At 68.9% G+C, this 26,167-nt stretch carries 23 protein-coding genes and 1 pseudogene; 19 read left to right on the top strand and 5 right to left on the bottom strand.

Annotated features, from left to right (window positions below; all coding sequences use genetic code 11):
• Positions 1 to 165: 165 nt before the first annotated feature.
• The 14 genes from D7X96_RS12475 (at position 166) to cglE (ending at position 16,268) form a co-directional block, all read left to right on the top strand.
• The gene (locus D7X96_RS12475) at positions 166 to 312 is read left to right on the top strand and encodes a lmo0937 family membrane protein (protein ID WP_370450116.1); all 147 of its coding nucleotides are present in this window, start codon (positions 166 to 168) and stop codon (positions 310 to 312) included.
• Positions 309 to 878 carry a hypothetical protein gene (locus D7X96_RS12470; protein WP_233609882.1) on the top strand — a complete coding sequence of 190 codons (570 nt, stop codon included), beginning with the start codon at positions 309 to 311 and terminating at the stop codon, positions 876 to 878. The genes D7X96_RS12475 and D7X96_RS12470 overlap by 4 nt, the downstream gene beginning before the upstream one ends.
• Before the next feature lie 40 nt (positions 879 to 918).
• On the top strand, positions 919 to 1,584 hold the full coding sequence (locus D7X96_RS12465) for a HupE/UreJ family protein (protein WP_121723570.1): 666 nt from the start codon (positions 919 to 921) through the stop codon (positions 1,582 to 1,584).
• A 115-nt stretch (positions 1,585 to 1,699) separates the two neighbouring features.
• Positions 1,700 to 2,113 (top strand): hypothetical protein, encoded by a 414-nt coding sequence (locus D7X96_RS12460; RefSeq protein ID WP_233609881.1) that lies wholly within the window; start codon positions 1,700 to 1,702, stop codon positions 2,111 to 2,113.
• A gap of 76 nt (positions 2,114 to 2,189) precedes the next feature.
• Positions 2,190 to 2,960, top strand: a complete 771-nt coding sequence (locus D7X96_RS12455) for a hypothetical protein (protein WP_120547349.1) — start codon at positions 2,190 to 2,192, stop codon at positions 2,958 to 2,960.
• Between the two features lie 143 nt (positions 2,961 to 3,103).
• The gene (gene rplC, locus D7X96_RS12450; protein ID WP_120547348.1) at positions 3,104 to 3,772 is read left to right on the top strand and encodes a 50S ribosomal protein L3; all 669 of its coding nucleotides are present in this window, start codon (positions 3,104 to 3,106) and stop codon (positions 3,770 to 3,772) included.
• Positions 3,773 to 4,068: 296 nt separating this feature from the next.
• Positions 4,069 to 4,887: an outer membrane beta-barrel domain-containing protein gene (locus tag D7X96_RS12445; RefSeq protein ID WP_120547347.1), complete on the top strand. Its 819-nt coding sequence runs from the start codon at positions 4,069 to 4,071 to the stop codon at positions 4,885 to 4,887.
• 9 nt (positions 4,888 to 4,896) lie between these two features.
• Positions 4,897 to 6,054, top strand: coding sequence for an outer membrane beta-barrel domain-containing protein (locus tag D7X96_RS12440; protein ID WP_120547346.1), 1,158 nt, complete (start codon positions 4,897 to 4,899; stop codon positions 6,052 to 6,054).
• A 2-nt stretch (positions 6,055 to 6,056) separates the two neighbouring features.
• Positions 6,057 to 7,595 carry a tetratricopeptide repeat protein gene (locus D7X96_RS12435; RefSeq protein ID WP_120547345.1) on the top strand — a complete coding sequence of 513 codons (1,539 nt, stop codon included), beginning with the start codon at positions 6,057 to 6,059 and terminating at the stop codon, positions 7,593 to 7,595.
• Positions 7,596 to 7,847: 252 nt separating this feature from the next.
• Entirely contained in the window at positions 7,848 to 11,522 is a 3,675-nt protein-coding gene (locus tag D7X96_RS12430; RefSeq protein WP_121769794.1) for a tetratricopeptide repeat protein, read from the top strand.
• Positions 11,519 to 12,946: a tetratricopeptide repeat protein gene (locus tag D7X96_RS12425; RefSeq protein ID WP_121769793.1), complete on the top strand. Its 1,428-nt coding sequence runs from the start codon at positions 11,519 to 11,521 to the stop codon at positions 12,944 to 12,946. The genes D7X96_RS12430 and D7X96_RS12425 overlap by 4 nt, the downstream gene beginning before the upstream one ends.
• A 159-nt stretch (positions 12,947 to 13,105) precedes the next feature.
• On the top strand, positions 13,106 to 13,390 hold the full coding sequence (locus tag D7X96_RS12420) for a hypothetical protein (protein ID WP_120547342.1): 285 nt from the start codon (positions 13,106 to 13,108) through the stop codon (positions 13,388 to 13,390).
• Positions 13,391 to 13,446: 56 nt separating this feature from the next.
• A complete protein-coding gene (locus D7X96_RS12415; protein ID WP_121769792.1) occupies positions 13,447 to 15,504 on the top strand; it encodes a TonB family protein in 2,058 nt (685 codons plus the stop codon).
• 164 nt (positions 15,505 to 15,668) lie between these two features.
• Complete coding sequence (cglE, locus tag D7X96_RS12410; RefSeq protein WP_121769824.1) at positions 15,669 to 16,268, top strand: adventurous gliding motility protein CglE; 600 nt, start codon at positions 15,669 to 15,671, stop codon at positions 16,266 to 16,268.
• A gap of 6 nt (positions 16,269 to 16,274) precedes the next feature.
• Here cglE and D7X96_RS12405 read toward each other — a convergent pair whose 3' ends face one another.
• Positions 16,275 to 16,967, bottom strand: a complete 693-nt coding sequence (locus tag D7X96_RS12405) for an aspartate/glutamate racemase family protein (protein ID WP_121769791.1) — start codon at positions 16,965 to 16,967, stop codon at positions 16,275 to 16,277.
• Positions 16,964 to 17,758 carry an AraC family transcriptional regulator gene (locus tag D7X96_RS12400; protein WP_158626382.1) on the bottom strand — a complete coding sequence of 265 codons (795 nt, stop codon included), beginning with the start codon at positions 17,756 to 17,758 and terminating at the stop codon, positions 16,964 to 16,966. The genes D7X96_RS12405 and D7X96_RS12400 overlap by 4 nt, the downstream gene beginning before the upstream one ends.
• Positions 17,759 to 17,846: 88 nt before the next feature.
• On the opposite strand from D7X96_RS12400, the pseudogene D7X96_RS39950 reads away from it, so the two are divergent.
• A pseudogene (locus D7X96_RS39950) lies at positions 17,847 to 18,197 on the top strand (DUF3224 domain-containing protein); the annotation flags it as partial.
• A gap of 106 nt (positions 18,198 to 18,303) precedes the next feature.
• Here the strand turns inward: D7X96_RS39950 and typA are convergent.
• From typA to D7X96_RS12380, 3 genes are all read right to left on the bottom strand, one after another.
• Positions 18,304 to 20,154 carry a translational GTPase TypA gene (gene typA, locus D7X96_RS12390; RefSeq protein ID WP_121769789.1) on the bottom strand — a complete coding sequence of 617 codons (1,851 nt, stop codon included), beginning with the start codon at positions 20,152 to 20,154 and terminating at the stop codon, positions 18,304 to 18,306.
• 166 nt (positions 20,155 to 20,320) lie between these two features.
• Positions 20,321 to 21,244 (bottom strand): alpha/beta fold hydrolase, encoded by a 924-nt coding sequence (locus D7X96_RS12385; RefSeq protein ID WP_120547335.1) that lies wholly within the window; start codon positions 21,242 to 21,244, stop codon positions 20,321 to 20,323.
• Positions 21,241 to 22,830: a sigma 54-interacting transcriptional regulator gene (locus D7X96_RS12380; RefSeq protein WP_120547334.1), complete on the bottom strand. Its 1,590-nt coding sequence runs from the start codon at positions 22,828 to 22,830 to the stop codon at positions 21,241 to 21,243. The genes D7X96_RS12385 and D7X96_RS12380 overlap by 4 nt, the downstream gene beginning before the upstream one ends.
• Positions 22,831 to 22,943: 113 nt before the next feature.
• Here D7X96_RS12380 and D7X96_RS12375 point away from each other — a divergent pair, with 113 nt between their 5' ends.
• Genes D7X96_RS12375 through coaD form a run of 4 tightly spaced genes read left to right on the top strand, consistent with a single transcriptional unit; the run spans position 22,944 to position 26,141 of the window.
• A complete protein-coding gene (locus D7X96_RS12375; protein ID WP_121769788.1) occupies positions 22,944 to 23,951 on the top strand; it encodes a cation diffusion facilitator family transporter in 1,008 nt (335 codons plus the stop codon).
• A 48-nt stretch (positions 23,952 to 23,999) separates the two neighbouring features.
• Positions 24,000 to 25,043 carry a hypothetical protein gene (locus D7X96_RS12370; RefSeq protein ID WP_121724924.1) on the top strand — a complete coding sequence of 348 codons (1,044 nt, stop codon included), beginning with the start codon at positions 24,000 to 24,002 and terminating at the stop codon, positions 25,041 to 25,043.
• Between the two features lie 10 nt (positions 25,044 to 25,053).
• Positions 25,054 to 25,611 carry a 16S rRNA (guanine(966)-N(2))-methyltransferase RsmD gene (gene rsmD / locus D7X96_RS12365; RefSeq protein ID WP_120547331.1) on the top strand — a complete coding sequence of 186 codons (558 nt, stop codon included), beginning with the start codon at positions 25,054 to 25,056 and terminating at the stop codon, positions 25,609 to 25,611.
• Positions 25,612 to 25,658: 47 nt separating this feature from the next.
• On the top strand, positions 25,659 to 26,141 hold the full coding sequence (gene coaD / locus D7X96_RS12360) for a pantetheine-phosphate adenylyltransferase (protein WP_120547330.1): 483 nt from the start codon (positions 25,659 to 25,661) through the stop codon (positions 26,139 to 26,141).
• Positions 26,142 to 26,167: the final 26 nt, after the last annotated feature.

Raw genomic sequence — 26,167 nt, 5'->3', positions numbered from 1 at the left:
CGGGGTCCACGGCGTGCTGAAAAAATGCCCGGCCTGGGAAGTTTGTTTCCCAACCTGACCCTGCAGAAAGCTCCACCTGTTGCCGCGGTGCGCCCCCGTTCCTAGCTTGGGCCCGGTCTGAAGTTCGGGGCCCTGTGTGGCGGGAGGCGTGGCGTGTACTGGACCATGGGCATCATCTTGCTGGTGTTGTGGGTGATGGGGCTGATCACCGGTTCGACGGAGGGGCAGTGGGTGCACCTGCTCCTGGTGTTCTCGCTCATCGCGTTCGTGCTGGCCGTCATGTCGATGGGCCGCCGGCGGGGGCTGGCGTGAACCTGCCGGAGCTGGACATGGCGTGGCTGGAGCTGCCGCGGGACAAGGCGGGCTTCGTGCGGCGCGAGTGTCCCCGCTGCCAGCGCGCCTTCAAGACGCGGCCCAGCCGCCACGACGCGGGGATGCTGCAGCGGCTCCTGGCGGGCTACTTCCCCTTCGAGAACCTCCACGAGGCGTACACGGCGGAGGAGCTGCCCGCGTGGCACTGCCTGTACTGTGGCCACCGCGCGCTGCCGGACGCGTGGCTCACGCCGGAGCAGTCCGCGCACGTGGAGCACATGGCGCGCGCGTGGGCGAACCACGTGCGGTACGAGCAGCTGGCGTACGTGCACCGCACGCTGTCGCAGAACCCGAGGCCCACCTTCGTGTCGGTGGCGCCGGAGCCGCTGCCCCGGCCGCTGCCTCCGGACGAGGAGCTGTTGCGCACGCTGCCCATGGTCTGCTGCGGCGAGGAGGTGCAGGCCGCGTGGGAGTGGGATCAGCCCATGGTCTGCCCGCGCTGCGGCGCGCACCACGGCGGGCTCTCCGGCCGCCAGCAGGTGCAGCTGGAGTTCGTGCGCGAGTAGTGGACGGGGAGGGCGCGCGGAGGGCAGGCTCCCTCGCGCGATGAAGCCGTCTTCCCCGGCCCGGGTGGTGGTGCTGGCGCTGATCCTCCTGGCGCTGGGGCTGGGACCGGCCGCCGCCCACGCCCATGAGGTGCAGGTCGCGCCTGAAGCAGTGGACGGCTTTACCGGCTGGGTGGGCGAGGGCATCCGCCACATCCTGGCGGGCGCGGATCATCTGCTCTTCCTGCTGGCGGTGCTGCTGGTGGGCGGCACGTTCCGGCGGATCCTCCTGTTGGTGACGTCCTTCACGCTGGCGCACTCGCTGACGCTGGCGCTCACCGCCCTGGGGTGGTGGACGCTGAGCGAGCGGGGCACGCGGTGGGCCGAGGCCGCGATCGCCGCGTCCATCCTCTACATGGCGCTGGAGAACCTGTTCCTCCGCCGGCACGGGCACCGCGCGGGGCTCACCTTCCTGTTCGGGCTGGTGCACGGGCTGGGCTTCGCCAGCGTGCTGGGCGGCTACGGGTCGGGGGCCTCCGCGGCGGCCGCGCTCGCGGGCTTCAACCTGGGCGTGGAGTTGGGGCAGGCGGTGGTGGTGGCCTTCCTGGTCCCCGTGCTGCGAATCGTTCAGCGCAGGCCCCTTCTGCACTCGAAGGTTGTGCGCCTGTCATCCATCTGCCTCGCGGGAGTGGGGCTTTATTGGATGGTTGCTCGCGCGGTCGGTTGAATTGCACCAATAGCGTTCCTAGCTTGCGTCTCACGAGGGTGGGGGAGGGACGCTGATGGGAGCGAGGCATACCCGGCTGGCAGCCGCATTGGCCGCCGCGTGGGAGGCAGAAGTGGTGTCGGCCCGTCGTATGACGGGACTGGCGGAGCGCATGAACGACGCGCGGGTCCGGGCGCGCCTGATGGTGCTGGCCGCCTTCTGCCGCGCCCACGCGTCACGGCTGCTGGCCCGGCTGGCGGCGCTGGGACGCGGGCCGCTGCCGGTGCCTCCAGAGGAGATCGATCTGGATCCCGACACCGTGCTCGAACTGCGGCGCGAGGGAGCCTTCGCCCGGGCGTCGGCGGCTCGCTACGAAACCACCGCGGAGATGGCCCGGCAGCACGCGGACCTGTCCTCCGCGTGGGTGTGCGAGCTGAACCGGACCGAGGAACAGGACCGCGCCCGGGAGCTGCTCGCCCTGGCGGAAGGGGCCCTGGCGGCGGTGCGGCGCGGCGAAGCCCAGGCCGTCGCGGCTCCCGCGGACTCCTGACGGGGCGGCCGGCCCGAGCGCGAGGGATGCGCTCGGCCGGTGACAGTCCGGGCGACTTGGGCGTATGAATCCGCCCATGGCGAAGGAGAGCTACAACGATCTCATCTTCCAGCTCGGCGACCTGGCCCGGGACGTCCTCCCGGGCAAGCCGAACTGCCCCCGCTCCATGGAACGCGTCTACCGCGCCGAAGAGGTGCTGGAGGCGCGCCGGGACGAGCTGGCGGCGCTGGAAGCGGAGATGAACGACGAGGACGTGGCCTATCAGGACTTCCTGGCGCAGCACGAGGACGAGTGCGCCGCGCAGAAGGTCATCACCAGCAAGTTCCAGAAGGCCGTGACGGCGGTGGAGGGCAAGGTCAAGGGGCTGCGCAAGACGCTGGACACGCGCCGCGCGGACCTTCGCTACGCCATCGCGGGCCTGAAGAAGCTGGAGCAGAAGCTGGCGGACCTGGAGATGACCACCCAGGACCCCGTGAAGCTGGACGCCGCCAAGCAGAACCTGAAGAAGAACCGCATCGCCCAGATGCGCCTGGCCCGCGAGGTCGAGGACTGGGAGTCCCAGCTGGCCACCGCCCTGACGCCCACCCCCGGCCAGCCCGGTGGGGCGGGCATCCTGGCGCACAAGCGCCTGATCGAGCTGGAGGACGCCGCCGCGGAGCAGAAGCGGCAGCACGAAGCCCGGATGCAGGAACTCGATCAGGCCATCGCCGCCAAGGAGGAGGAGATCAAGGGGGCGGAAGATTATCTGGATCAAGCCCTGTTCCTCCTCGGCGAAGAGGTGTATGCCCAGCGCATCGCGGACGGGCAGCTGAACCCCTTCTACCCGCGGTTGGATGTCGCGCAGTGAGGGGTACGCCCACCCTTGGTGCTTGACGTAGGGAACGTGTTTGCTATCTTGCGCCGCTTCCTGGCGGCCGCGGGTACGCGTGTAGGCCAGTTCATTGAATTCATTGGGCTTTCAGCGCCACGGGCGCTCGCTGTGAGGACGACGTGAAGGGTCTGATTGGCAAGAAGATCGGCATGACCCAGGTGTTCAACGACGAGGGCAACCTCGTTCCGGTGACGGTCATCGACGTCAACACCTGTCTGGTGGTCGGCAAGCGCACCCCGGAGAAGGATCAGTACTCCGCGGTGACCGTGGGCTTCGGCGCGGTGCGCGAGAAGATCCTGAACAAGCCGCAGCTCGGCTTCTTCAAGAAGGCCAGCGCCACGCCGCGCCGCCACCTGCGTGAGTTCCGCGTCACGGCCGAGGAGGCCGCGGGCTTCAACGTGGGCGACGCCATCAAGGCGGACATGTTCTCCAAGGGCGAGCTGGTGGACGTCACCGGCATCACCAAGGGTCGCGGCTTCTCCGGCGTCATGCGCCGCTGGAGCTTCAAGGGTTCGCAGACCAAGACGCACGGTACGCACGAGTATCAGCGTCACCCGGGCGCCATCGGTCAGCGTAAGACGCCGGGCCGTACGTACCCGAACAAGAAGATGCCGGGTCACTACGGCGTCGAGCGCGTCACCACGCAGAACCTGACCGTGGTGGACGTGGACGTGGAGAAGGGGCTCGTGCTCGTGAAGGGCGCGGTCGCCGGCCACAACGACGGCATCGTCATCGTGCGCCCCTCCATCAAGGTGGCCATGCGCGCGCAGCACAAGGCCGCGCGCTAGTCACACGCAGTTGACGCGGGGCGCCTCATCGGCGCCCCGTCCAACGCCTCGCTTCGGGCACCTTCGGGTGGCCGGGCGGGGCGTTCGTCGTTTCCGGGTGCCGGGGCCTTGCGGGTGCGTGCGGGCTGGTTGCCCTTTGGACAAAGGGCGAAAACTTTACCGGCTGCCGCTGGGATCCGCTTGCGGTGGATGGGCGGCGTGCTCACATCGCTGTCCCACGCCGGAGCCTCGCTGTCCAAGCAGACAGGTTGCCCTCCGGATCACCCAACGGCCCACCCCCGGGCCGGGCAGGAGATATGAACGCACGCACGCTTCGCGTCTTCGCCGCGCTGAGCCTTTCGCTGACGGCGCTCGGCGCCTCGGCACAGGAAGACGGCGTCCTGGAGTCGGCGGTCGTCCGCAACCGGCTCTACAAGCCCGCGGGCCATCCGGAGCTGTCCCTGTCCGTGGGCCTGCCGGTGCAGACGCACCTGACGGCGCACTACTTCTTCGACGTCGGGCTCGCCTACAACCTCTTCGACACGTTCGCGCTGGAGGCGCGCGCGGGCTACGCCGTCAGCCGCCACACGGGCCTGGCGCGCTCCATCTCCGAGTCCTTCCTGGACCGCGAGGACAAGCGCGTCACGGACGAGCTCGAGGACATGTGGCGGATGAACCTGCACGGCGTCGTCGGCGCGCGGTGGGCTCCCATCTACGGGAAGATCTCCCTGGTCGCGGACATCCCGGTGCACTTCCAGACGTACCTCTGGGCGGGCGGCGGCCTCACCAACCTGAAGCGCCAGTCCGTCATCCAGTGCACCCAGGTGGTGGACCGGGCCGCGGGCGTCTGTGACAACCGCACGGCCGTGGATGACCGGGGCAGCGCCACGGAGAACTACTGGGTGAAGGAGTCGCGCGTGGCGCCGGTGGTGTCCGCCGCGCTGGGCTTCCGCTTCTTCATCAAGGAGCAGCACGGCATCCGGCTGGAGCTGCGCGACTGGATCTTCAAGGACAGCTACCGCGTGAACCTGCTGCGCGACGACTGGGAGGCTGGCCGGACCACCGGTGAGCCCGCCGGCAGTCCGGGCCTCACGCACCTGGTGCAGTTCGACCTCGGCTACACCTTCTCTTTCTGATTCCTTCCTATGCGACCCTTCCGTTCCATCGCGCTCCTCGTTGCCGCGGTGCCTGCCCTCGCGTTCGCGCAAGGCGCCTCTCCGGCGCAGCCGCCGGCCGAACCGCCGGAGCGCCAGCGCACCGAGCGCGAAGCGCCCGTGGTGCCGCAGTCCCAGCCTGAAGCCGCGCCGGCCACGCCGTCCGCGCCCGCCGTCACCGACGAGGATGATGCCGCCCCGGCGCCGTCCTCCGAGCCGTCCGCGCCCGCCGCCTCCGCGCCCGCGGACGCGCCGGTGCTGGACACGGGTGAGGCGCCGCGCACCACGGACGCGCAGCAGCAGCGGCTGGTGAATGGCGCGCCGCTCTACAACCCGAACGTCAACGTCCACATCGTCCAGAAGAAGCGCTTCGCGGACGAGGGCAAGCACGAGCTGGTGCTGTATCCCGCCGCCGTGCAGGTGAACGGCAAGTTCACCAACCACGTGGGCACCGCGCTGACCTACGTCTACCACCTGCAGGAGAACTTCGCCCTCCAGGTGGGCGGCCAGTACAACTGGTACTCCGACGAGAGCGACTTCAACCTGGAGCTCATCGACAAGGTGCGCGAGCAGGCCCAGGCCGCGTCGTCGCTCCTGCTCCAGTGGGGCGCGCACGCGGGCGTGGAGGTGACGCCGCTCTACGGCAAGTTCGCCTTCTTCAACAACTCGCTGGCGCAGTTCAGCGTGGTGCTCTCCGGCGGCGCGGGCATTGGCAAGACGCGCCACCTCATCCGCCCGGAAGTGGCCAACGAGGTGGAGGGCCAGACGTACCAGGTGCCCGCGCGCTTCGGCGACACGGGCAACAAGTTCCTGGGTGAAATCGGCGGCGGCTTCCGCGTGCAGTTCGGTGAGCACTACGCCCTGCGCCTGGAGGTTCGCGACCTCATCTACACCGCGCGCGTGGACAAGGTGGACGGCTGCAACCTGGCGGACTTCGAGGCGCTGGAGGCCGCGCGCGCCGCCAACCAGCCCTTTGACGGCCTCAACCTGAGCGGCAGCTGCCAGGTGGCCAAGTTCGACGGCGTGGACCCGAAGACGAAGAAGAACTACCGCGAGGACATCATCCTCGGGAGGGATCTCGTCGCCGAGCCTTCGTCGGACGTCCTCAACAACGTCAGCTTCTACGCTGGCTTCTCGGTGCTCTTCTAACCATGTCCCGACTGCTCCGACTCCTCGTCGTCCTCGGGCCCCTCGCCGTGCCGTCGGTGGCCCTCGCCCAGCAGGACGTGGGCACCTACAACCGCGCGCTGTCCGCCTTCAACGAAGGCAAGCTCGACACCGCCGCCCCCCTCTTCGCGCAGCTGGCGGAAGGGGAGGACGCGGACGTGAAGGGCAAGGCCGAGTTCTACCTGGCGCAGACCTTCGCCAAGAAGGACCTGCCCGTCGCGGCCTTCATCTCCTACGCGGCCATCGTCAACGCCGGCCCCAAGCACCCCTCGTACCTGAAGGCCATCGAGGGGCTGGTGGACATGCAGCAGCGGCTGGATGAGCAGAACCTCATCCCCAGCATCCTCAACCAGGCCTACACCGACGAGGTGCGCGACCAGTGGGTCACGCTCCCCAAGGAGGTGCTGGCGCGCATCAACTACCTGGTCGGCACCGCCAGCCAGCGCCGCATGCGCTTCGAGGAGTCCCGCTCGCTCTTGGAGGCCGTGCCCGCCGACAGCCGCGTCTACGCGAAGGCCCGCTACCTGCTGGGCACCGTGCTCGCGGACCCTCGCTTCCCCGGCCGTCCTGGGGAGGGGGAGACGCTGGACAAGGCGGCCATCGCCGCGTTCCAGGCCGTGCTGAACACGAAGGAGCCCCAGGTGGAGCTGCCGGAGACGCGCGAGCTGGCGCTGCTGGCGCTGGGCCGCGTGCACTACCGCCGCGGTGAGTACGCGGACGCGGTGAAGGCGTACGAGGGCGTGCCCCGCTACGCGCGCTTCTGGGACCAGGCCCTGTTCGAGAACGGCTTCGCCCGCTTCCAGAACGAGGACTTCGGCGGCGCGCTGGGCAGCCTCCAGGCGCTGCACGCGCCGCAGTTCGAGGGCGCCTTCCAGCCCGAGTCGTGGATCCTCAAGGCCACCGTCTATTACTACTCGTGCCTCTACGACGAGGTGAAGACGACGCTCGCCGCGTTCGACGAGCGCTACGGCCCCATGGCGAAGCAGCTGGAGCCCTTCACCGGCGAGGACGTGGCGCCCATCAACGCCTTCAACCTGGTGTCCTCCGAGAACCGCCGCCTGCCGCGCGCCGTCTACCTGTGGATCCGCAACAACGAGCGCATCCGTGAAGTGATGCGGACCCTGTCCCGCGTGGACCAGGAGAAGCGCGCCATCAGTGAAGGCCCGTGGCGCGGGACGCCGTTCGCCGCGCAGACGGTGGCGTCGCTGGAGGACATCCGCACCACGCTGCTCCAGGTGGGCGGGACGCTCGCGAAGAACCGCATCAAGGAGGCCGCGGACAACCTCCGCACCTTCTCCGACCAGGCGGAGATCATCCGCGTGCAGACGGCGCTGGATGAGAAGGACCTCTTCTCCGAGGGCGTGGACCAGAAGGCGCTGCTCTCCCGCCAGACGCTCTACCGCCCCAAGATGCCCGGCGCGGACTACAACTACTGGCGCTTCCAGGGCGAGTTCTGGATCGACGAGATCGGCTACTACCAGTACACGCTCAAGCGCGGCTGCCCCGCTCGCCAGGAGAAGTAGGCCCCGGACACACCCGGCCGTCATGCGCAGCACGCAAAGAGGCCCCTCCACCGTGCGTTTGTCACGGGGGACGGGGCCTCTTCGCTTGATGTTGAGTCCTGGAAACTGGCCCGGAGTGATCGCGTACGCCGGGGCACAAGGCACGTTCCGGGCCACTTCTCATTCTGGGTACCCGCGTCTACTTTCCGTCGTCCCTCCCAACTGGGCAGAAGTTTTCCCAGGCAGGCGAGGCGCGGTTCTCCAGGAGCTCGCATGAAGGTGGTTCTTCGGTTCGGTGCACTGGCGGTGGGCGTCGCGCTCGCGGCCGGTGGGGTGGGGGAGGCGGCGGAGGAGACGGCACCGCCGCGCAAGGTGGCGACGAAGAAGTCCTCTTCTGCGAAGGGCGCGGCCAGGAAGGCCGAGGCCCCCGGCAAGAAGGACAAGGAGGAGGCGAAGAAGGCGGAGCTTCCGCCCGGCGTCGCGCCCCAGGACATGCGCAAGGGCCCGGCGCGGGTGAAGCCCGCCACGGCCAAGTTCGCGGACACGCCGCGCATCGCGGACTCCAAGAAGGACGCGCTCGCGGACAAGAAGCGCGACGAGGCCATTGAAGGCTTCAAGCGCCTCATCCCCAAGCTGCAGGAGACCTCCACGCAGAAGGCGGAGATGCAGTACCGCCTGTCGGAGCTCTACTGGGAGAAGTCCAAGTACCTCTACCAGCTGGAGATGGAGAAGTTCCTCACGGCGGAGAAGGCCTACGACGCCGCCGTGGCGCGCGGTGAGAAGGCCACCGCGCCGGAGCAGGACCACCGCGAGTCCGAGCGCTACCGCGCGGAGACGATGCGCATCTACGAGGCCATCCTCAGCGAGTACCCGGACTACCCGGCCCGCGACGAGGTCCTCTTCTCCCTGGGCTACAACCTCTACGAGCTCAACCGCCGCGAGGACGCGGTGAAGCGCTACGAGGAGCTGATCCGCGACTTCCCGAAGTCGCAGTTCGTCCCGGACGCGTACATCCAGCTGGGCAACCACTACTTCGAGAACAACAAGCTGGCGCCCGCCAAGGAGAACTACGAGAAGGCGCGCGACTCCGGCGTTCCCAAGATCTACGCCTACGCCACCTACAAGCTGTCCTGGTGTGACTTCAACGCGGGCGACCTGGACGCGGGCCTGAAGAAGCTCCACGAGGTCGTGGACTACGCGAGCCAGCGCGGCGAGGAGCTGGGCGACCTGCGCACGGAGGCCCTCAACGACCTCACCGTCTTCTACGTGCAGCTGGATCAGCCCAAGGAGGCGCTCGCCTACTTCAAGCAGAAGGCCCCGGCCAGGCGCCAGGGCCGGCTGCTCGCGAAGACGGCCGCGGGCCTGGTGGACGCGGGCCACTTCGACAGCGCCATCCTGGTGTACCGCACGCTCATCGACGACTCGCCCATGGGCGCGAACGCGCCGGAGTACCAGCAGGCGGTGGTGCGCGCGTACGAAGGCCTGCGTCAGCGCCAGCAGGTCCGCAAGGAGATGAAGCGGATGGTGGACCTCTACCGCCCCGGTGGCGAGTGGTGGACCGCCAACGCCGGCAACGCGGGCGTGCTGCGCAACGCCTTCAGCGTCACCGAAGAGGCCATGCGCGTGATGGTCACGGAGTACCACCAGGAGGCGCAGAAGACGCGCCAGGTGGAGACCTACCGGCTGGCGCGCGACATCTACAAGCAGTACGTGGACGCGTTCGCCTCCAGCGACAACCCGGAGTTCGTGGCGGACTCCGCCTTCAACATCCGCTTCTTCTACGCCGAAATCCTCTGGGCCCTGGAGGAGTGGGAGGCCGCCGCCGGTGAGTACGACGCCGTCGTCGCGTTCAAGATCCCGGACCGCGACTCCGCGAAGGAGGTCTCCAACGAGTCCTACCGCAAGTCCGCCGCGTACAACGCGGTGCTCGCGTACGACAAGCTGGTCAAGATCGAGCGCGGCCAGATCGCCAAGAGCGACCTGAAGGACGGCCAGAAGGTCGACGAGAAGAAGGACAAGGGCGACGTCGCCAAGCAGAAGCTGGTGAAGCGCGACGCCAAGGAGCAGGCCGAGCAGCCGCTCACGAAGTTCGAGGACCGGCTGGTCGCCGCGTGCGACACGTACAACACCCTGTTCCCGGGCAACCAGGATGAGATCGACCTGCGCTACCAGGCCGCCGTCATCCTCTACGACCGCGCGCACTTCGTGGACGCGGCCCGCCGCTTCGGGGAGATCATCGAGAAGTTCCCGGAGGAGCGCCGCTCGCGCGACGCCGCGGACCTGACCATGTACGTGCTGGAGAGCCGCGAGGAGTGGCAGGAACTCAACACGCTCTCGCGCAAGTTCCTCTCCAACAAGAAGCTGTCCAAGCCCGGCTCCGACTTCGCCCTGCGCGTCTCTCGCGTGGTGGAGGGCAGCCAGTACAAGTACGTGGACGAGGTCGTCTACAAGAAGGAGAAGAACCCGGCGAAGGCCGCCGAGGAGTTCCTGGCCTTCGTGACGGAGTTCCCCAGGTCGGAGAACGCGGACCGCGCGCTCACCTACGCGATGGTCATCGCGCAGGAGGCCGGTGAGGTGGACAAGGGCATCACCGCCGGCGAGCGCGTCCTCAAGGAGTACCCGAACAGCAACTTCGAATTGAAGACCCGCTACACGCTGTCCGGCCTCTACGAGAAGGTCGCCGAGTTCAAGAAGGCCGCGGCCATGTCCGAGTCCTTCGTGGCCGCCTACGACGCGGCGATGAAGGCCCGCGAGACGCAGGCGAAGAAGGCCAGGGACACGAAGGCGAAGCCTGCCGCCGTCGCGAAGAAGGACGACACGCCGGGCGCCGTGGAGGACGTGGAGTCCAAGCGCGCGCAGAAGGCCGCCGAGCGCAAGGCGCAGGTGGACGCGGCGGGCGAGTGGGTGGCGGATGCCCTCTTCAACGCGGGCGTCTGGTACGACGGCCTGGGCGAGTCCCAGAAGGCCGTTACGGCATGGAACAACTACCTGGCGCGCTTCAAGGACCGCAAGGACGTGCCGCAGGTGGCCTTCTCCATCGGCCTGGTCTGGGAGAAGGAGAAGAAGTGGGGCGACGCGGCCCGCGCCTTCAGCCGGTTCGTGGAGGACTACGGCCGCGACTCGCGCACCGCCGCGGGGCAGGCGTACCTGGCGCGCTACCACGAGCTGCTGGCGTACCAGAAGATGAAGGACGTGCGCGGCCAGGAGAAGGCGCAGGACGAGCTGGTGCGCGGCTGGAACAAGCTGCCGGAGACCGTCCGCAAGGACACCGCGGTGCTCAACGCGTACGGCCACGCGCGCTTCCTGGCGCTGGAGCCCACGTGGAAGCGCTTCAGCGACATCAAGTTCACGCGCGTCTCCACCATCCGCCGCGACCTTCAGGCCAAGCAGAAGGAGATGCTGCGCGTGGAGAAGGAGTACGCGGCGGTGCTCGCCACGGGTTCCGGCGAGTGGGGCATCGCGGCGCTGACCCGCATCGGCCTCGCGTACGCGGACTTCGCGCGCAACATCATGGACTCGCCGGACCCATCCGGGCTGGATGACGAGCAGCTCAGCATGTACCGCGCGGAGCTGGAGAACCTGGCCATGCCGCTGGAGGAGAAGTCCAGCGAGGCGCTGGAGAAGGGCCTCCAGAAGGCCTACGAGCTGGGCATCTACAGCGAGTGGACGCTGGCGGCGCAGGATCAGATCAACAAGCTGCGCCCGGGTGCCTACGCCCAGGTGAAGCCGGTGACGTACCGGGGCAGCAGTGATTCGCGCATCGCCTCGGGCGTGCTGAAGGACCTCAACGGCCCCGTCAGCGCCTCCGCGGAGCCCAAGCCCCAGGCCACGCCCGCCGCCGCGCCGGAGGCCGTGCCCGCTGAAGGTGCGAAGCCGGCCGCTCCGGAAGGGGCGCCGGAGGCCGCGAAGCCCGAGCCCACCGCCTCGCTCGAGGGGGTCCAGCCGTGAAGACGAACCACAGCATCGACATGAGCAGCCAGTTGAAGGGGACGGGGATGGACGGCTTTCGCACCAAGCGGATGTTCCTGGCGGGGGCCTTCGCCTTCGCCTTCACCACGGCCTGCGCCACGGGCCCCAGGCCCGTCGCGATGAACGCGGTGGAGAAGCCCGCCGCCACGGTCACCGCCGCTGAAGCCAGGCCCGTCCCCGCTCCGGTGGAGAAGGGCGACACCAACGGCCAGTTCGCGCAGGCCCTGCGGGCCTACGAGGCCGGGGACCTGGACGCCGCTCGCAAGGGCTTCGAGGCGGTCGTCTCCCAGGAGCCCAAGGCGCTCAACGCCCGCTTCAACCTGGGCGTCATCGCGGAGAAGCAGGGCCGCCCGGCGGACGCCCGCGTGGCGTACGAGCAGGTGCTGGCCCTGGACCCGGCGCACACGCCGTCCGTGATGAACCTGGGGCTGATGCACCGGCACGAGGGCCAGCTGGAGGAGGCCATCTCGCTCTACGGCAAGGCGCTCCAGACGCCGGGCCACGAGCATGACGAGCCCGTGCTCAACGCGCTGGCCGCGACGTACCGGCTGGCGGGCAAGCTGGAGGAGGCGGAGGCCACCGGCCGGCGCGTGCTGGCGCGCAGCAAGGACAACCCGGAGGCGTACAAGACGCTGGCGCTGGTGGCGTACGACCGGGGCCAGTACCGCCTGGCGGAGTTGCTGGTCATCAACGCCCGCAAGGTGGCGCAGGAGGATCCGGCCATCTCCAACACGCTGGGGATGATCTACCTGAAGATGGACGACCGCCCGCGCGCGCTCGCCCAGTTCCAGAAGGCCGTGTCGCTGGATGACAACTTCGCGCCGGGCCACCTCAACCTGGGCGCGCTGGCGCTGAGCTACCGCGACTACGCGGGCGCGGAGCGGGCCTTCACCAAGGCCCTGTCCCTGGAGCCCGACGGCCTGGAGGGCCAGCTATACCTGGCGTACGCGCTGGACGGTCAGAAGGGGCTGGATCCGAAGAAGGGCGTCGCCGCGGGCGAGGCGTTCGAGAAGGTGCTCGCGCGCGCAGCGGACAAGCCGGAGGCGGTGTGCGGCGCGGGCTGGGCGTACGCGGCTGATCGCGTGGGCTTCGAGAAGGCCATCGCGTTCCTGGACCGCTGCAAGGAGCTGTCGTCCACGTCGGATCAGGACAAGCAGCTGATCGCCGCGAAGGTGAACGGCCTGCAGAACATGCTCAAGAACCCGCCGCCGGCTCCGGCCGCCACGGCGGAGGCGCAGGGCGAGGAGAAGAAGGACGCGGCGGCCACCGGCGGCGCGGGTTCGTCCGTGATGAACCAGCTGCCCCAGGACGCCAACGCGCCCGAGCAGGAGGAGGCTCCGGCTGGCGAAGCGGAAGCGTCTGACAATGGACAGACGCAGCCGGAGCCGGCTCCGGCGCCCTGAAGAAACAACAGTCGTCCTGGCGGGAAGGACGAGAACTTTCTTCCCTCCTCCAGCCGCCCAGGTGCAAGCGACCGGGCGGCTCCCTTAGAATCCAGGGACTTGGAGTTGGTGCGAGCCCTGCATTGGAAGACGCGAAGCGGGCCTTGGCGGAGACATCACATGAAGCGACTGCTGGCAGCGATGGTGATGGTGGGAGGGCTGGGGGTGGCGGCTCCCGCCCTGGCGCAGGACGGCAAGGACTCGGTGAAGATCATCCAGGAGGAGGATCGCACCGTGTACCGCAAGAAGACGGTGATTGATTTCACGGATGTGGCGGTGGAGGGCGAGCTCACCAAGCCGGAAGGCTCCTACGTCCTCAACCGCAAGAAGACGGATTTCCAAAGCCTCATCAAGGTCCGGGAGAACTTCGACCCGGAGCTTCAGAAGTCCGCGGACAATCTCTAGACGGCACAGGTGGCGTTGAACGTTTTCGGGACGGGAAGGGAAGAAGGAAGAACTTCATGGCGGCGGCGAGAAAAAACGGATTGACGCTTCGGATCACCACCCCGGACGGCTCCATCCAGGAGACGGTTTCGGAGGCGGAGAGTGTCATCGTGGGGTCGGGCGCCCAGGCGGCGGTGAAGATTCAGGATCCGCGCGTGTCCAACCTCCACGTGATGCTGAAGGTGGACAACGATGGCTCCGTGACGGCCATCGACCTGGGCAGTGAAGGCGGCACCCAGGTGTCCGGGCAGAAGCTCATCATCCCCACGGCGCTCAAGCCCGGGGATGTGCTCACGGTCGGTACCTCCCGCGTGGAGGTGCTGTTCGGTGAAGCACCCCGGCCGGTGGCTCCGGCCGCGGCGGTGGCTCAGCCCGGCGTGTTCCAGCAGCGCCCGGTGGTACCACCCGCGGCTCCGGCGGCCCACGCGGCGCCGGTGGTGCCTCCCAACATGCGGCAGGCGCCTCCGCCTCCGCGGCCCGCGATGAACGCCGCGCCCACGGCCAACGTGGTGGGCACGGTGAGCACGCCGCGCTCCGCTCCGGCGGGCGCGCTGGGCACGCAGGTGTCCACGAACGTGACGTCCACGGCCGTGTTCGTCCCGCCGCCTCCGGTGGCGGCGCGCAAGGCCACGCCTCCCCAGGTGGCCGCGGCCCGCAAGCCGCAGCCTCCGCCGCACCTGCAGGAGCCCCTGCCTCCGGACGCGCAGCCCACGCCGGAAGCGAAGGTGCTCCAGGTGTCCATGCTCTGGGGCGACCAGATGCTGGAGGTCCAGCACTTCAAGGACGGCGCGCCGGTCACCATTGGCGAGGGCGCCAAGAACACCTTCACCGTGTACTCGCCGCAGGTGGGCAAGAGCCACGTGCTGGCGGTGAGCAAGGGCGACAAGCTGGAGCTGCGCGCTCCGGCGGGCTCCGGCGTCTTCGTCACCAACAAGGGTGACGTGCGCACGAAGGACGCGCTGCGCGCCGCGGGCCAGCTCAACGCCGCGTCCGCGGAGACGGAGCAGCTCTTCACGCTGGGCCTGCATGACCGCGCGGAGGTGTCGCTGGGCACGCTGGCGTTCGTGGTGCGCTACGTGAAGCCGTCGCCGGCCATCCTGGCGACGTCGCTGTCCGACCGCGACTTCAGCTTCTTCAAGATCGCCGCCATCTGCATCCTCGCTTCCGCCGCGTTCGTCACCGCCATGGTGCTGACGCCGCGCACGGAGACGAAGTCCGCGGATGACGTCTTCGAGTCCCAGCAGCGCGTGGCCAAGTTCCTCATCGCCCCGGAGAAGAAGGAGGAGGCGAAGAAGCTCCAGCTCTCCGGCGTGGAAGAGGGCGCCAAGGCCAAGGACGAAGAGGGCAAGTTCGGCAAGCAGGAGGCGAAGCAGGAGGAGGCCGCGCCCTCCAAGCCGGGCACCCCGGTGGTGGACAAGTCCAAGAAGGAGAAGGACCGCCAGGTGGTGGGCAAGGTGGGCCTCCTCGGCGCGCTCAAGGGCATGAAGGGTGGCGCTTCCGACGTGTTCGGTCCGGGCGGCATCGGCACCGGCATCAACAACTCGCTGGGCGGCCTCAAGGGCGGCGCGGCCATGGGTGATGCGCACGGCGTGGGCGGCCTGGGTTCGCGTGGCACGGGCAACGGCGGTGGCGGCACGGCGCTGGGCATCGGCGGCCTGGGCACCCAGGGCAACGGCCGGGGCACGGGTGGCTCGGGCGGCATCGACCTGGGCGGCCGCGGCAAGTCCGTCACCAAGGTCATCCCCGGCAAGACGACGGTGATTGGCGGCCTGGACAAGGACGTCATCGCCAAGGTCATCCGGCGGCACCAGAACGAGATCAAGTACTGCTACGAGTCGGAGCTGAACAAGAACCCGGCGCTGGCCGGCAAGGTCGCGGTGGCCTTCACCATCGACCCGGCGGGCGCGGTGGCGGACGCCAGCGTGTCGGAGTCCACGCTGGGCAGCACCCCGGCGGAGCAGTGCATGATCTCCCGCATCCGCCGCTGGAAGTTCCCGGAGCCCAAGGGCGGCGGCGTGGTGAACGTCACCTACCCCTGGCTGTTCTCGCCCTCGGGCTCGGACGCCGCTGAGTAGTCCGGGGCGCGATTCGTAGACTGGAAGACCGAAATGGCGTGGACGAAACGGTCCACGCCATTTTCATTTTTCCCCGCTGCCGTTTCGTGCCGGGCGTCACTACTGTCCGTCCCACTGCTGCCAGGCGTGCAAGGGAGCAGGAGGACAACGTGACGGGAGGAGTCGTGAGGAAGTCGCTGCTGTTGGCCGCGCTCGCGCTGTCGACGCCGGCCCTGGGGGCCACGCCGCCGGAGGGCGTACCGTTCGAGCCGCGCCGGGGGTTCTTCACCGAGACCGACCTGGGTGTGTTCTTCACGGTGGGCGGCGAGAACAGCTACTCCAACGCGCAGTCGTACGTGCAGCTGGGCATCGGGTACGACCTGACGGAGCAGATCTCGCTGGGGGCCCACTTCGCGCTGGGCTCGTCCGCGCAGAACTGCTTCGCAGACTACCTGCCGGACTCCAACGTCTGCGCGCTGGCGGACAACTTCACCGTGGCCTTCGGCGACCTGACGGCCGCGTACCACGTGCAGCTGGCCAACCGCTTCTACCTGACGCCCAAGGTGGCGGCGGGCTACACGCGCCTGGAGCCCCGGCCGGTCAATCCGGAGGACGGCGACCCGGGGCAGTCCATCAACGCGTTCAACGCGGGCCTGGGCATCGGCATCGAGTACGCGACGTCCTTCGACCACTTCTCCGTGGGCGCGGACCTGCTCGGGCGCTACATCATCGGGCCCAACATCATGTCGTTCGCGGTGTTCCCGCGCGTGAAGTACACGTTCTGAAACGGGCTACGCGCCCAGACAGAACCCGGCGGCCGTCCTGGCGTGGATGGCCGTGGTGTCGAACACCGGCACCGGCGCGTCGCCGGGTTTGATGAGCAGGGTGATCTCCGTGCAGCCCAGGATGATCCCCTCTGCGCCCCGGCGGACCAGGCCCTCCATGATGCGCTGGTAGCGTTCCCGGGAGGCGTCCTTCACCTGTCCCAGGCACAGCTCCTGGTAGATGACGTCATGGACGACCTGGCGCTCCTCGTCGGTGGGCACCAGGACCTCCAGGCCTGACTGGGCGAGCCTGCCTTTGTAGAAGTCCTGCTCCATCGTGTAGCGCGTCCCGAGCAGGCCCACGGTCTTCACGTTGGCGCGAAGGATCTCCCGCGCGGTGACCTCCGCGATGTGCAGGAAGGGGATGCGGATGGCGGCGGTGATGTCCGGCGCCAGCTTGTGCATGGTGTTGGTGCACAGCACCAGGGCCTCGGCCCCCGCGCGTTCCAGCGCCCGGGCGGCGTCGCACAGGATGCGGGCCGCGTCGTCCCAGCGGCCGGCGCTCTGGGCGTGTTCAATCTCCTGGAAGTCCACGCTGTAGAGGACGACCTTCGCGGAGTGGTGGCCCCCCAGCTCCCGCTTCACGTGCTCGTTGATCAGCCGGTAGTACTCCGCCGAGGACTCCCAGCTCATCCCGCCCAGCAAGCCAATCGTCTTCATGTGTGTCGTTCCCTCCCGTGACGGGCGTATCCAGCGGGCGTGCGGCCCACGATGCGGCGGAAGTCGCGGATGAAGTGGGCCTGGTCGAAGTAGCCCAGCTCCAGCGCCAGCCGCGCCAGGTCCGGAGGCGGCGTCTCGCGCAGGCGCTCCGCGGCCTCATGCAGCCGGTAGCGCTGGATGACCCACTTGGGGTTCACGCCCACGTAGCGGCTGAACAGCCGTTGCACCGTGCGAAGCCCCGGGCCTCCGGGCGTGAGCAGGTCCTCCACCTTCGTCACCGCGCGGTCCTCCAGGATGCGCGTGACGAGCCCCTGCACGAGCGCCACGTTCGGATCCGGCGTGGGCGCGTGCGCCCGCAGGAAGCCTTCCGCCAGGGCGATGCGTTCGCGGTCCGCGTCGCGCGTGACGTCGGTGGCGAGGATGGCCGCCTCCAGCGCCAGCGCCTCCGGGCCCAGCAGTTCCCCCGGCGGGACGGTGCGCCGCGTGAGCGTGGACAGGGGCTTCTTCACGAAGGGGTAGAAGCCGCCGGGGCGGAACTTGATGCCGAACACGCCGCCCAGGCCCTCCAGCGTGGTGGAGAAGCGGCCCGGGTTCACGCCGCCCACCCGGGACGTGTTGGCTTCGAAGGTCCAGTGCACGGACGGGTGCGGCAGGGTCTGCTGGCTCACGGGCGGCTGTCCGCGCAAATCCCATCTCACGGCCCAGAAGTGTTCGACCCACGGGCGCAGCTCCTCCGAGGGCAGCACGCGCACGTGCGCGAAGTGCCGGGAGTCCGGACGGGGGTACAACACGCCCCGAGGCTTTCCCGCGTTCGACTCCACGAATCCTCCCGCCGGACGCCCGCGTCCTGACGCGTTTCTACAATCACATAAGGAGGACTTCTTCGGTGAAGGGGAGGGCGGCGTGAAGCTGTCGCGGACCACCTGCACGCGCGGCTTCCAGGGCGACTTCGAGGGAGAGGGCGTCCTGGCGTACCTGTCGGACTACCGCGCGGATGGGACGTGTCACTTCGTGGGCCTGGAGCGGGTGACGGGCACGCTCCTGGGCAAGCAGGGCGCGTTCGTGCTGAGCCACCGGGGCGTCTACGCGCACGACACGGCGACGTCCGACTGGGAGGTCGTTCCGGGCTCGGGCACGGGCGCACTGAAGGGGCTGCGCGGCCACGGCAGCTTCGTGGCGAAGCACGGTGAGGACGTGCACGACATGCTGCTGCACTACCGCTTCGACTGACGCCGGACACGCGCCACGACGCCGGGTCTGAGCCAGGGAACGAAGAAGGGGCCGCCACCCGCGAAGGTGACGGCCCCTGGAAGCTTCAGGCGTCTCGACGGAAGGACTACTCCGCCTCGGCGCGCTCCTCGCGCTTGCGGTCGCGCTCGGCGCGGTAGCGCTCGCCCACGGCCAGCGCCTTCTTGCGCATGCGGATGGACTTGGGCGTCACCTCGATGAGCTCATCGTCGGCGATCCACTCCAGGGCCTTCTCCAGCCCCATCTCGCGCGGCGGGACGAGGATGACGTTCTCGTCGCGGCCGGCGGCGCGGATGTTGGTGAGCTTCTTCTCGCGGCAGCAGTTGACGTTGAGCTCGGACGGGTGCGCGTGCTCGCCGATGATCATGCCCTCGTACACGGTGGTGCCCGCGCCCACGAAGAGCTGACCGCGCTCCTGGATGCTGAACAGCGCGTACGGCACCGTGTCGCCCAGGCGGTCGGAGACCATCGCGCCGTTGGCGCGCTTCGGGATGTAGCCGAACCACGGCTCGAAGCCGTCGAACTGGCTGCTCATGATGCCCTCACCGCGCGTGATGGTGAGGAACTCCGAGCGGAAGCCGATGAGGCCGCGCGCGGGGATGCGGAACTGGAGGCGGGTGCGGCCCGAGCCCAGCTGCGCCATGTCCGTCATGCGGCCCTTGCGGGGCCCCAGGCGCTCCGTCACCGCGCCCACGCTGTTCTCCGGCACGTCGCAGAAGAGCAGCTCCATGGGCTCGTGCAGCTGCCCATTGATTTCCTTGGTGATGGGCTCCGGGTTGGAGGCGGTGAGCTCGTAGCCCTCGCGGCGCATGTTCTCGATGATGACCGCCAGCGCCAGTTCGCCACGGCCCACCACGCGGAACGCGTCCGGCGTCGCGGTGTCCTCCACGCGCACGGCCACGTTGCGGTAGGCCTCGCGGTACAGGCGCTCACGCAGGTTGCGGGAGGTGACGTACTTGCCCTCCTTGCCCGCCAGCGGCCCGTCGTTGACCTTGAAGATCATCATCATCGTGGGCTCGTCCACGGTGATGCGCGGCAGCGCCACGGGCTTCTCGGGGTCCGCGATGGTGTCGCCGATGCTGATTTCCTCGATGCCCGCGATGGAGACGATTTCGCCGGGGCCCGCGTCCGCGATCTCCGTGCGCTTCAGGCCGGAGAAGCCGAACAGCTTGACGACCTTGCCCTGCTGCACCTTGCCGCCCTCGCGGACGACGGACACGGGCATGTTCGGGGTGATGCGGCCCGCCTGCACGCGGCCCACCGCCAGACGGCCGACGTAGTCGTCGTAGTCCAGGTTGGCGACCAGCAGCTGCAGCGTCGTCTGCTCCACCGGGGGAGGGGGCGGGGGCGGGATGTGCTTGATGATGGCGTCGTACAGCGGCTCCAGCGTCTTGCCCGGCACGTCCAGCGACGTGGAGGCCTGACCCTGGCGGGCGACGGTGTAGAGGACGGGCATCTCCAGCTGCTCTTCGTTCGCGCCCAGGTCGATGTAGAGCGAGTACACCAGGTCCAGCACTTCCTTGGCCCGGGCGTCCTGGCGGTCGATCTTGTTGATGACCAGCACGGTCTTCAGGCCCATGGCCAGCGCCTTGGTGAGCACGAAGCGCGTCTGGGGCAGGGGACCTTCGGCGGCGTCCACCAGCAGGATGACGCCATCGACCAGGCGCAGACCGCGCTCCACCTCACCACCGAAGTCGGCGTGGCCCGGCGTGTCGATGATGTTGATCTGCATCCCCTTGTAGGAGACGGCAGTGTTCTTCGCGAGGATGGTGATGCCCTTCTCGCGCTCGAGGTCGTTCGAGTCCATGACCCGCTCGGCCACGTGCTCATTGGAGCGGAAGGTCCCAGCCTGCCGGAGCAGGTGGTCGACGAGGGTGGTCTTGCCGTGGTCGACGTGGGCGACAATGGCGACGTTGCGGATGTTTTCGCGAGAGATCATCAGGACCAACTAACGGAAATGAAGGTGCGAAGAGACACGCCCAGAACGGGGAATCTCAATCCCACCGGAACCCGGAAGGCGGGGGCTTATATGCCGGGGGCTTTCCACCTGCAATGAAGGCGGGTGTCCAGCAGGTAAACAATCAAGCCCCCCGCCAGCTGGGCGCTTATCCCACCTTCGGGGGGACTTCGGCGGTCTCCACGCCCAGCCGCTCTCTCAGGAAGCGCTCCACCCGCAGCTCCACCAGCCCCGGGACTTCCAGTGGGGCGGTATGGGTGCCCTCGGAAATCATCAGGAGTTCGGAGGCGGGAATCCGCTCGGCCATCTTCCGGGACAGCCAGCCGGGGGTGAAGCGGTCCTTCTCTCCGGCCACGACGAGGGTGGGCACGTCCACGTGCTCCAGGTGGTCCTCGGCGGTGTGGTTGGCCAGCGAGTCCAGGGTGCGCACGAACACGACGGGGTCCATGCGCGCCAGGTGGGTGAAGTAGGGGGCCAGGTCGTTTCGCGCGATGAGGTCCGGGTTCATCTCCAGGCGGATGGCCAGCTGCACCACCAACTCCGTGGTGAGCGCCCCGTGCACGATGCGCGCGGTGTGGCGGGGGAAGCGCTCCACCGCGGCCCTCAAGGTCGGGAAGAGGCGCTTGAGCAGCGTGGAGTCGTGGAAGGTGTCCAGCGGCATGCCGTAGCTGCCGCACACCAGCACCAGCCCCTCCACGCGCCGGGCGTAGCGGCGGTGGAACTCCAGCGCCACCTGCACGCCCATGGAGTGGCCGAAGAGGACGGCCTTGTCCATGCCCGCCGCGTCCATCACCCGCGCCATGTCATCGCAGGTGTACGCCATGCCAATGCGCGTGCGGTCCGTGGGGACGGTGCTCTTGCCGTGGCCCCGGTAGTGCCAGCGCAGCACGCGGTGGCGCCGGCCCAGGTAGGGCAGGAGGTACTTCCACGCGAAGCCGTCACAGCCCAGGCCGTCGCACAGCACCATGCCCGGGCTGCCGTCGCCACGGACCTGGTAGTAGAGGTCCGCGCCGTCCGGCACCCGCAGCGAGTCCTGCCGGAAGGAGACCGCCTGTCCGTGGGGTGCGCTCACGCCTCGGCCTCGTCGTTTTCCATCCCCTCCGGGATACCCTTGTCCAGCCCGTAGCGGGAGATTTTCAGGAGGAGGTTGGAGCGGCTGATGCCCAGTTCACGCGACAGCCGGCTCTTGTTGTAGCGGGTGCGCACCAGCCCCTGGTGGATCATCTCCTTCTCCAGGGACTCCACCGCCTCGTGCAGTTTTCCGTGCGCGCGCGGGGCGATGAAGGGCCCGCCGCCGGGGACGACGGCGTCGCGGATGCGGCTGGAGAGCAGCTCCGCCGGGATGGTCTCCAGCTCGCCGCCCAGCACGAGCAGCCGCTCGATTTCGTTCTCCAGCTCCCGGATGTTCCCCGGCCACGCGTACGCCCCCAGGATGCCCAGGGCCTCCGGCGCCAGGCCCCGCGCGCGCTGGCCCTCGCGGTGGTGCTTGCGCAGGAAGTGGTCGATGAGGACGGGCAGGTCGTCCTTGCGCTCGCGCAGGGGCGGCAGCTGCAGGCGGATGACGTTGATGCGGTAGAAGAGGTCCTCGCGGAACTCGCCGCGCTTCACCATCTCACCCAGGTCCTTGTGGGTGGCGGCGATGACGCGCACGTCGACCTCGCGGGAATGGGTGCCGCCCACGGGCAGGAAGGTGCCCTCCTGGAGGACGCGCAACAGCTTCACCTGGAGGGCGGGGGACATGTCGCCCACCTCGTCCAGGAAGAAGGTGCCCTGGTCCGCGACCTCGAAGAGGCCCTTCTTGTCCTTGAGCGCGCCGGTGAAGGCGCCCCGGGTGTGGCCGAAGAGGGCGCTCTCCAGGAGGTTGTCGTTGAAGGCGGAGCAGTTCTGCACGACGAACGGCTTGTCCTTGCGCGGGCCGTTGTGGTGGATGGCGCGCGCCACCAGCTCCTTGCCCGTGCCGGACTCGCCGTTGATCAGGACGGTGGAGTCGGAGTGGGCCACCTTCTCCATCAGGCGGAACACTTCGTTCATGGCGCCGGAGCGGCCGATGATCTTCTCGAAGCGGTAGCGGTTGGACAGCTCGGAGGCCATGGACTGGATGGTCTCCTCCTTGCGCGTGAGCTCCACCTCCTGGTTGGCGATCTCCGTGACCGCGAACTCCAGCAGGTCCGACAGCTTGCTCAGCTCCGAGCCGTCCAGCACCGGCACGCGCTCCGCGGCGCCCTCCAGCTCCAGCAGCGCCCCGGGCGCGATGTCGCGCATCTTGGTCATGAGGACCTGGCCGTCCCCGGGGATGAGCGGCTGCCGGGCGAAGCCCTCCACGAAGAGGAAGCCCTCGTATTCGTTGCGGATGTAGAGCGGCGCGCCGACGATGGACAGGCGCAGGTGGCAGTCGTGGAAGAGGGCGCGGCGCAGGTTCTTGGCGGCCTTGAACTTCTCATGGAGCACCCGCACCGACTGGGCACACCGCCGCATCCCCTCCCGCGCCCCCAGGGAATGGCGGCAGAAGTCGTTGGGCGGCGGGATGAAATCCCCGCGCTGCCAGTCGTGCACCACGCCGTTGCGATCCGCGAAGGAAAGCTCCACCTGCCACCACTTGCGGATGACATCCCTCAACATGACAATGGTGTGCAGATTCTGATGCTTCTCGAAGTCCATCCCCGCGTCCCTCGGCCTGTTGCGGATCAGGACAACGGATCTACGGGGTTGTCCGAAATCAATCCAGCGGCACCTGTCCGAAAGAAGGCGCTGATCGCGTACCCTGGGTCCCTGTGAGCGCACCCCCACATACACACGGCAGGGCAGGGCACGGCCATTCGCACGAGCACGACCATGACCACTCGCACCATGGGCATTCGCATGGCCATGGGCACGGTCATTCGCACGGCCCCCGGAAGGGCGGGCTGGCGGAGGAGCGGCGCAAGGACCGCCGCCGGCTGCTGTTCGCGCTGGCGCTGACGGCGACCATCATGGTGGCGGAGGCGGTGGGCGGCTTCCTCACCAACTCGCTGGCGCTGCTCTCCGACGCCGGGCACATGCTGACGGACGTGTCGGCCATGGTCCTGAGCCTGCTGGCGCTGTGGTTCGCCGGGCGGCCCGCGGACCTGAAGAAGACCTATGGCTACTACCGGATGGAGATCCTGAGCGCGCTCCTCAACGGGGTGCTGCTGCTGGTCATCACCATCTTCATCCTGATGGAGGCCTGGGAGCGCATGCGCACGCCGGCCCCGGTGGAGCTGGGGCCCATGGCGCTGGTGGCGGGCATTGGCCTGGTCGCGAACCTGGCGGCGCTGGGCTTCCTGCACCAGACGCACTCCATGAACGTGCGCGGCGCGTTCCTTCACGTGCTGGGGGACACGCTGTCGTCGGTGGGCGTGCTGATTGGCGCGGGCGTGATGTGGTGGACCGGCTGGTACGTCGTGGACCCCATCATCTCCGTGCTGATTTCCATGATCATCGTCGTGGGCGCGCTGCGGCTGGTGAAGGACGCGGTGGACGTGCTGCTGGAGGCGGTGCCCGCGCACGTGGACCTGGAGCAGGTGCGGGAGCTCATGGGGAAGGTGCCGGGCGTGCAGGCGGTGCATGACCTGCACGTGTGGACCATCTCCAGCGGGATGTACGCGCTGTCCGCGCACCTGGTGGTGGCGGACCCCATGGTCTGCAACAACGACGACATCCTGTCCGCGGTGAAGCACGACCTCTTCGACCGCTTCGGCATCGACCACACGACCATCCAGATTGAGAGCCAGTCGTACGCCCACCTGGGCGAGGTGCACTGACCTCGCGCTTGCGAAAGGCGCGCGGGGAGGGAATCCTCGCGGGCTTCTATGAGCGTGCTGGACAAGGTGTTGTCGCTGCGGCCGGGCAACGTGGTGGCGCGGGTGGGCCCGGGCTCCCGGGTGCCCTTCCTGGACTCGCGTGAGCTGCTCCGGGCGCTGGAGTCCACGCCCATGGCGCTGCCGTGCCTGCCGGTGCTGTCCAAGGGCGCGCTGCCGGGCCTGTTGGGCGCGGCCCGCGCGGAGGACGCGGTGCTGGGCCTTTCCTGCCCGCACCCGCTGGCGGACCGGGGCGCGCCGGAGCGCTTCGTGAGGGCGGTGCACGCGGCGGCCCAGGAGGCCGAGCACACCCGGCCCCTGTTCCTCCAGGCCGGCCCCCTGCGGGTGACGTCCACGGACGCGGACGTGCTGGACGCGCTGCAGGAAGGGCTCTTCCGCGTGGTGGACGCGGGCTTCGCGCTGGTGTCGTTGGACCTGTCGCGCCTCACCTCCTACGAGGCCGTGGAGGCGGTGAACGCGCTGGCGGGGCCGCTCAAGGAGCGCGAGCTGTCGCTGGAGGTGTCCCCGCCGCAGGTGGCCGCCGGAGGGCTGGTGGACGCGTGCGCGACGCTGCTGGAGGGGCTGTCGCAGTGGCAGTGCGTCCCGCGCTTCCTGCGCGTGCAGGACGCGCAGCTGGGTGACGGTGAACTGGACGTGGAGCTGTTGCGGCACGTGGTGGAGACGGCCGCGGCGAAGGGCGTGGCGGTGGCGGTGGCGGACGGCTCCACCGGGCCCGCGCGGGGGCTGTCCAGCTACGTGGCCGCGGGCGTGCGCAAGGTGGACCGGACGGGCCCCTTCGGCCCCCTGACCCTTCGCGCCTGGGCTCCGGAGGTCCGCGAGCCGGTGGTGGCGCGGGCCCAGGCGGCGGGCATGCCGGCCGGGGAGCTGGTGTCCGTCATGGAGGAGGGGCTGCCGCCCCTGACGCCGGCCGCCCGGGAGACGCTGGAGGCGCTGTCCTTCGCGGAGGCCACGGAGGCGCTGGGGGCGCTGGGGGCGCACCGCTCGGCGTCGGTGGCCATGGCGTTCCTCGCCAACCCGGGCGGGGACCTGGGCTAGAAGGGCGCGCATGCGCATCGTGGCAGGCAGCGCGAAGGGCCGGGCCCTGACGGGCCCCAAGCCGTCGTCCGGACACATCCGCCCCACGGCGGACCGGGTCCGCGAAACCATCTTCAACATGCTGGGCCAGTTCCTGGACGGCCAGGCCGTGCTGGACCTGTACGCGGGCACCGGCGCCCTGGGGCTGGAGGCCCTGTCGCGGGGCGCCGGCAGGCTGGTGCTGGTGGACCAGGACCGCGAGGCCCTGGCCCTGTGCCGGAAGAACACGGACGCGCTGGGCTTTGGCGCCCAGGTGTCCATCCTGGCGCAGCCCGTGGTCCGCGCGCTGGAGACGCTGGGAAAGCAGGGGCAGAAGTTCGAGCTCGTCTTCGCGGATCCGCCCTACGCGGCGCGCGTGGTGGAGACGGTGCTGGAGGCGGTGGTGGCCGCGGGCGTGGTGACGCCGGGCGGCACGGTCATGGTGGAGCACGACAAGCGGGAGGCGGCCCCTGAGTCCCACTCGGGGCTCACCTTGGAGGACCAGCGCCGCTTCGGCGATACGTTGGTGAGCTTCTACCGGGCGCCGTGACGCGCGCTTGACCCGCCCCGTGGGCCCGCCGAGACTTCCCGGCACCCATGCCGGTTGCCATCTATCCTGGTTCGTTTGATCCGCTCACCAACGGGCACCTGAGCCTCATCCAGCGCAGCCTGAAGATGTTCGACCGGCTCATCGTCGCCATCGCGGTGAACCCGAAGAAGACGCCCCTCTTCAGCCGGGAGGAGCGCGTGGAGCTCATCCGCGAGGCGGTGAACGACCCCCGCGTGGAGGTGGACGCGTTCCACGGTCTGCTGGTGGACTACGTGCACCAGCGCAACGTGAGCGTCGTCATCCGCGGGCTGCGCGCGGTGTCCGACTTCGAATACGAGTTCCAACTGGCGAACATGAACCGCAAGCTGGCGCCGGACATCGACACCGTCTTCATGATGACGGGCGAGGACTACTTCTACATCTCCTCGCAGCTGGTCCGGGAGGTCGCCACCTTCGGAGGGAACGTGGAGGGGCTCGTCCCCCCGAACGTGAACGCCGGGCTGAAGAAGAAGTTCGGCCCGAAACCGTAGCGGCTTCCGGGCAACGCCGCGCGCCC

The sequence above is a fragment of the Corallococcus interemptor genome (genome assembly GCF_003668875.1).
In the GTDB taxonomy this organism is placed as follows: domain Bacteria; phylum Myxococcota; class Myxococcia; order Myxococcales; family Myxococcaceae; genus Corallococcus; species Corallococcus interemptor.
Note: the sequence above shows the minus strand (reverse complement) of the source record. Positions and strands in the feature narration are given on the sequence as shown.

Coding starts and splice junctions, on each gene's coding strand:
- D7X96_RS12475 (WP_370450116.1), top strand. CDS start 166: ATGGGCATCATCTTGCTGGTGTTGTGGGTGATGGGGCTGATCACCGGT.
- D7X96_RS12380 (WP_120547334.1), bottom strand. CDS start 22,830: ATGGACTTCGAGAAGCATCAGAATCTGCACACCATTGTCATGTTGAGG.
- D7X96_RS12430 (WP_121769794.1), top strand. CDS start 7,848: ATGAAGGTGGTTCTTCGGTTCGGTGCACTGGCGGTGGGCGTCGCGCTC.
- coaD (WP_120547330.1), top strand. CDS start 25,659: ATGCCGGTTGCCATCTATCCTGGTTCGTTTGATCCGCTCACCAACGGG.
- D7X96_RS12415 (WP_121769792.1), top strand. CDS start 13,447: ATGGCGGCGGCGAGAAAAAACGGATTGACGCTTCGGATCACCACCCCG.
- D7X96_RS12435 (WP_120547345.1), top strand. CDS start 6,057: ATGTCCCGACTGCTCCGACTCCTCGTCGTCCTCGGGCCCCTCGCCGTG.
- D7X96_RS12445 (WP_120547347.1), top strand. CDS start 4,069: ATGAACGCACGCACGCTTCGCGTCTTCGCCGCGCTGAGCCTTTCGCTG.
- D7X96_RS12420 (WP_120547342.1), top strand. CDS start 13,106: ATGAAGCGACTGCTGGCAGCGATGGTGATGGTGGGAGGGCTGGGGGTG.
- D7X96_RS12440 (WP_120547346.1), top strand. CDS start 4,897: ATGCGACCCTTCCGTTCCATCGCGCTCCTCGTTGCCGCGGTGCCTGCC.
- D7X96_RS12405 (WP_121769791.1), bottom strand. CDS start 16,967: ATGAAGACGATTGGCTTGCTGGGCGGGATGAGCTGGGAGTCCTCGGCG.
- D7X96_RS12465 (WP_121723570.1), top strand. CDS start 919: ATGAAGCCGTCTTCCCCGGCCCGGGTGGTGGTGCTGGCGCTGATCCTC.
- D7X96_RS12370 (WP_121724924.1), top strand. CDS start 24,000: ATGAGCGTGCTGGACAAGGTGTTGTCGCTGCGGCCGGGCAACGTGGTG.
- D7X96_RS12455 (WP_120547349.1), top strand. CDS start 2,190: ATGGCGAAGGAGAGCTACAACGATCTCATCTTCCAGCTCGGCGACCTG.
- typA (WP_121769789.1), bottom strand. CDS start 20,154: ATGATCTCTCGCGAAAACATCCGCAACGTCGCCATTGTCGCCCACGTC.
- rsmD (WP_120547331.1), top strand. CDS start 25,054: ATGCGCATCGTGGCAGGCAGCGCGAAGGGCCGGGCCCTGACGGGCCCC.